Annotated in this window: 5 protein-coding genes; 4 read left to right on the forward strand and 1 reads right to left on the reverse strand. The window is 62.6% G+C overall.

Going from position 1 to position 5,086, the window contains the following annotated elements; translation table 11 throughout:
* Window positions 1-213: 213 nt before the first annotated feature.
* On the reverse strand, window positions 214-1,152 hold the full coding sequence (gene uvsE / locus LJE63_08480) for a UV DNA damage repair endonuclease UvsE (GenBank protein ID MCG6906647.1): 939 nt from the start codon (window positions 1,150-1,152) through the stop codon (window positions 214-216).
* 505 nt (window positions 1,153-1,657) lie between these two features.
* On the opposite strand from uvsE, the gene LJE63_08485 reads away from it, so the two are divergent.
* The 4 genes from LJE63_08485 to LJE63_08500 all read left to right on the forward strand — a co-directional run.
* Window positions 1,658-2,233, forward strand: coding sequence for a chalcone isomerase family protein (locus LJE63_08485; GenBank protein ID MCG6906648.1), 576 nt, complete (start codon window positions 1,658-1,660; stop codon window positions 2,231-2,233).
* Between the two features lie 308 nt (window positions 2,234-2,541).
* On the forward strand, window positions 2,542-3,267 hold the full coding sequence (locus tag LJE63_08490) for an amino acid ABC transporter ATP-binding protein (GenBank protein MCG6906649.1): 726 nt from the start codon (window positions 2,542-2,544) through the stop codon (window positions 3,265-3,267).
* Window positions 3,268-3,392: 125 nt separating this feature from the next.
* Window positions 3,393-4,784, forward strand: coding sequence for a ribosome biogenesis GTPase Der (gene der, locus LJE63_08495; GenBank protein MCG6906650.1), 1,392 nt, complete (start codon window positions 3,393-3,395; stop codon window positions 4,782-4,784).
* A 110-nt stretch (window positions 4,785-4,894) separates the two neighbouring features.
* A partial coding sequence (locus LJE63_08500) for a replication-associated recombination protein A (protein MCG6906651.1) occupies window positions 4,895-5,086 on the forward strand: 192 nt, incomplete at its 3' end.

A 5,086-nucleotide genomic window follows, 5' to 3' on the forward strand; every position in this document is an offset into this window, starting at 1 on the left:
TGCTGCGACAGCGAGGTCACCACGGGCAACGCCCGGGATGCATTCTCGGAAAAATCGGTGGGCCAGAGAATTCTTTTTACCTCCATTTTTACCTCCCTCGTTATTTTGGATTGTCACCTCGGGCCTGCACCGCCAGGCGAACCCAGCGGTTTTTGTCCTCGGGGTGTTTCAACCGGTACGCCGGCGGCGGCTACCGTCCCTGACGGCCGAGGCTTAGGCGGCGTTCGCATCGCGGCGCTGCGGCCCGGCCGTCGAAGCCCAGGCCGCGACCTCGGCCATCAGCCGCAGCACGGCCAGTTCCTTGGCTTTGGCCTCGACATCGATGGTGATCTTCATTCGCCGCCAGCATTCGGGTACGTCCGCAATGTCGATAAAATCGTGGTGGTGGCGGGGCGTGCCGTGGCCCCAGGGGCTCAAGGGGCTTGAAACGTGAAACAGCGCCTCCCGCTTCCAGGTGCCCAGCGCCGCTTCCGTTGCCGCCGCCTGGCAGAGCCCGTCGGGCAGGCAGCGGTGGTGGTGCACATCGTAAACCAGCGGGACCCCGGCCGCATGGCAGACCGGCAAAAGGTCCGCCGGGGTGTAGACCCGGTCGTCATTTTCCAGGGTCAGGCGCGCACGGATCGCCTCGGGCAGTTCGCCGATGCGGCCGGCCAGGCGTTTCAAAGCCGAGGTTTTGTCGCCGTAGGCGCCGCCGCCGTGGATGTTGATGACGTCGGCGGCCACCCACTGGGCCACCTCGGCGTGGTAGCGCAGATCGGCCATTGATTGACGGGTGACCTTTTCGCTGGGCGACGAGAGCAGAATGAACTGGTCCGGGTGGAAGCTGGTGCGCAGGTCGTGGCGGCGGCTGAACGCGCCGCAGTCGCGAAATTTGGCTACGATTTCGCGGTACCCTGGCAGCTCGGCGATATCGTAGCCGATCTCCGGGTGGGTTTTCAGGGGCAGAATCTGGCTGTTGATGCGAAAGGCCCCGATACCGTTCTCGCGGCAAAAGGTTAGGGCCTGCTGGAGGGCCTCGGCGTTGCCGGTGCAAATTTCGGCCAGATACCGCAACTGCTCCCGGCGTGGCCGCTTTTGCAGGAAAGCCGCTGTGGTGCGGCGGAACTTGATCGGTTCCCGGCTAAAGATGCAGCACAATCCCCAACGTGGCATGGACACCCCTCAACGGCGGCGAAGGTTGACGGTTCCGCAAAAAGTCCACTTTCTGCGTTGCGCTGCATCTCGAAGTCGCTGCGGCGTACATAAGTACGCCTCACTCCTCGAGATTTGCGCGCCTTGAAATTGAACTTTTTTCGAAACCGTCTGGTTTTTGACTTTTTACTACTTCATCAAGGTTGACGGTTCCGCAAAAAGTCCACTTTCTGCGTTGCGCTGCATCTCGAAATCGCTGCGGCGTACATAAGTACGCCTCACGCCGCTGAGATTTGCGCGCCGTAAATTGAACTTTTTTCGAAACCGTCTTTTTTTTGACTTTGACCGGTTCATCAAGGTTGGGGCGCAGAACCCGAGATTGGCAGTTTGCGCCCCTCATCTTGCCCCGATTTCTCCCGTATTGCATTCCTGTGCTTCCTAGTAATCATAAGATGTGAATATTTGCAATTCCTGCGTGCAGGAGCGACACAAGGTTCATCGCCATACACCCATCCTGGGAGGATCCATGAAAAACATCGTGCAGATTTTGCCTGTTTTGTCTCTGGCGGCTTCGCTGTGGCTGCCCCCCGCGGCCAGCGCCGCCTTCTCGGTGGAAGGGGTGGTCTTCCCCACGGTCTACGAGAGCCGCGGGCAGCGGCTGGAGCTTAAAGGGGCCGGCCTGTTCCGCTATATGGTGTTTGTCAAGGCCTATGTGGGAGCGCTTTACACCGAAGCCGATACCCAACCGGGTCAGGTTCTGGCCGATCGGGCCAAGCGGCTGGAGATTTCCTATTTTCACCCCATCGCCGGGGAGGATTTTGGGCCGGTGACCATCCGGGCGATTTCCCGCAACGTGCCTGCCGACGTTCTGGCGCGCATCCGGCCGCAGCTCGATCAGCACATCGCGCTTTATCGTGACGTCAAGCCGGGGGACCGCTACGCCCTCACCTACATTCCCGGCTGGGGCACGGAGCTGTCCCTGAACGGCGAACCGCTGGGAGTCACGCCGGGGGCGGAGTTTGCCGCCGCTATGTTCTCCATCTGGTTGGGCCCCCAGCCGCTCAATATCGATTTCAAGCAGGCCTTGCTGGGTCAGGCCTGATCACAAGCAGCCGCCGAGCGGGGTCTCTACCCTGCTCACGGCCGTGGTTCTTTCTTCCGCCACACCGCTTGAATGATCCCCCAGGGCTGTGGCCTGCCGGACCACCCCGCCGTAAAAGGCCGCACGGCCCCGTCTTTCTTGCCCGCAACACCATATTTTTGTTGCCCTGATCCCGGTTATGTGGTGTCCTGCGTGATCCGGATCGTTTCAGGGAATCCGGCGCGAAGGTCGCGCGAAAATTCTCATCAGGGGGAAGCGTGCCCACACCGCTTGAAAATCAGCCTGACACGGGCGCCAAAGAGGATGTCATCATCGAGATCCAGCACATGCACAAGTGGTTCGGGGAGTTACATGTGCTCAAGGATATCAGCCTGACCGTACGCCGGAAGGAGCGGATCGTCATTTGCGGCCCCTCGGGTTCGGGGAAATCCACTCTGATCCGGTGCATCAACCGCTTGGAGGAGCATCAGCGCGGGCGGATCCGGGTGGACGGCATCGAGCTGACCAACGATCTCAAGAACATCGAAAAAATTCGCGCCGAAGTCGGCATGGTCTTTCAGCACTTCAACCTCTTTCCCCACCTGACGATCCTGGAGAACCTGACATTGGGGCCCATCTGGGTCCGCAAGGAACCCAAAGCCCAGGCCGAAGAAACGGCCATGGCCCTTCTGGAAAAGGTGCGCATCGCCGAGCAGGCCCGGAAGTACCCCGGCCAGCTCTCCGGCGGTCAGCAGCAGCGGGTGGCCATTGCCCGCAGCCTGTGCATGAAGCCCAGCGTGATGCTCTTTGACGAACCCACCTCGGCCCTGGACCCTGAAATGGTCCAGGAGGTGCTGGAGGCCATGATCAGTTTGGCGCGCGAAGGGATGACCATGCTGGTGGTGACCCACGAGATGGGCTTTGCCAAAAGCGTCGCCCACCGGGTGCTTTTCATGGACGAGGGGCAGATCGTGGAAGAGGGCACGCCCGAGGAATTTTTCGAAAACCCCCGCAGCGATCGTACCCGGCTGTTTCTCAGCCAGATCCTGCACTAGCCGCCGTTGGCCCGATCGGCTGTCCGGGCCCCGGGGCAGCCGGGCATCCAGGTTACGGGGACCGGCGATTTGCCACCGACCTCAGCGGGTTGGCCGGTTTGTCATCCCATGGACGGAAAAGCCCCATGAAACCCATTGTCGCCATTCTTGGACGGCCCAACGTGGGCAAGTCTTCGCTCTTCAACCGGATCACGCGCTCAAAAAACGCCCTGGTGGACAACACCCCGGGCGTGACCCGAGACCGGATCTACGGCGAGGCGCTCTGGGAGGATATCCCCTTTACGGTGGTGGATACCGGGGGCTTTGTGGCAGGCGATCCGGACCATTTTGCGGGGCCCATCCGCCAGCAGGTTCAGCAGGCCATCCACGACGCCGACATCCTGGTGTTGGTGCTGGACGCCAAGGGGGGGCTCTCGCCCTACGACCGCGACATGCTCGCCCTGCTGCGGGACGTCGGCAAGCCGGTCTTCTATCTGGTCAACAAGGTTGACGGCCAGGAGCAGGAGGCGCTGCTCTACGAGTTTTACGGGCTGGGGGTGGCGCCCCTCTACCCGGTGTCGGCCGAACACGGTTACGGGGTGCCCGACTTTCTCGATGCCCTGGTGGCGGCGCTGCCCGCCGCCGCCCCCGAGCCGGCAGTGGAAATGGTGCGCGTGGCCGTTGTGGGACGCCCCAACGTGGGCAAGTCATCGCTTGTCAACCGGGTCCTGGGGCGGGAGCGCCTGGTGGTGAGCGACGTTCCCGGCACCACCCGTGACGCGGTGGATGCCGTCTGCAAGGTCAACGACAAGTCCTACCTGCTGATCGATACCGCCGGCATCCGGCGCAAGGGCCGGGTGGACCAAAAGCTCGAAAAGTTCTCGGTCATCAAGGCCCTCCAAGGGCTGGAACGCTGCGATGTGGCCCTGATCGTGCTGGACGTCTACGAGGGGGTCACCGACCAGGACATCACCATCGCCGGCTATGCCCACGATCGCGGCTGCGGCTGTATCCTCCTGCTCAACAAGTGGGACCTGGTGGAAAAGGACAGCCTGACCACCCGGCGCTACGTCGAGGAGCTGCGTGCGGCCTCCCGTTTTCTGCAGTTCGCGCCGATCATGACCATTTCCGCCAAAACCGGTCTCAGGCTGCCCAGGATTTTCGAGTTGGTCGATGCCGTTTACACCCAGTACACTGCCCGCCTGGGGACCGGCCAGCTCAACCGCATCATGGCGCGCGCCCTGCAGGCCAACGAGCCGCCCCTGCACCGCGGCCACCGCCTGAAATTTTACTACACCACCCAGGTGGGCACCAAACCGCCGACCTTCGTGAGTTTCGTGAACTATCCCGACGCCGTCCATTTCTCCTACAAACGCTATATCGTCAACCAGATTCGGGAGGGCGCCGGTCTGGACCAGACCCCCCTGCGGCTGCTTTTCCGGCAGCGCTCCGGGCCGCTCAAAGATTTTGTCGCCAGTCGCGCCCGGCGACCCCAACCCAGGAAGGGGCGCGGCCGAAAGAAAGCCGGCCGCGGCTGAGGCCGGCGAGTGGCTTTGAGCGCGGCGAAACTTGGGCGGGCCGGTCGTGGCGGCGAAGTATATTCCGGCGATGATGGGCGCGGCCCCGAAGGGAATAAAGGCAAGTCAGGGTGGATATTTTTGAACAGCGCGCGCAGCAGGCGGTAAGCGCCGAGAGGCCACTGGCCGAGCGGATGCGGCCGCGCAGTCTGGACGAGTTCGTGGGTCAGGGGCACGTGGTGGGGGCGGACGGTCTGGTGCGGCGGGCCGTTGCCCGCGACCGGATCTTCTCGATGATTCTCTGGGGGCCGCCGGGCTGCGGC

It is taken from the genome of Desulfobacteraceae bacterium (genome assembly GCA_022340425.1).
Lineage (GTDB): Bacteria > Desulfobacterota > Desulfobacteria > Desulfobacterales > JAABRJ01 > JAABRJ01.